We start from the raw sequence: 210 nt of genomic DNA, 5'->3' as shown, positions 1-210 counted from the left end.
TGCCGCTCAAGAAGGGCACCCAATACGAGGTGGTACGCAAGCTGGGGCGCCAGGATGCGCTGGTGCAGCTCAAGACCAGTCCGCAGGCGAGAAAGAAGTGGCCGCAGTTGCCAGAGACGATAGAAGCCCGCTTGCTGACGCGCACTATCAACGGCAAGGAGCGCCAAGTGCTGACCTCGATGGTCGACCCGATGCGCTTCCCGGGGGCTG

At 63.3% G+C, this 210-nt stretch carries 1 pseudogene; it reads left to right on the top strand.

Features of this window, described 5'->3' with window-relative positions:
• A pseudogene (locus ACW5W4_RS19050) lies at nt 1-210 on the top strand (IS4 family transposase); the annotation flags it as partial.

It is taken from the genome of Aeromonas crassostreae (genome assembly GCF_054052445.1).
Note: the sequence above shows the minus strand (reverse complement) of the source record. Positions and strands in the feature narration are given on the sequence as shown.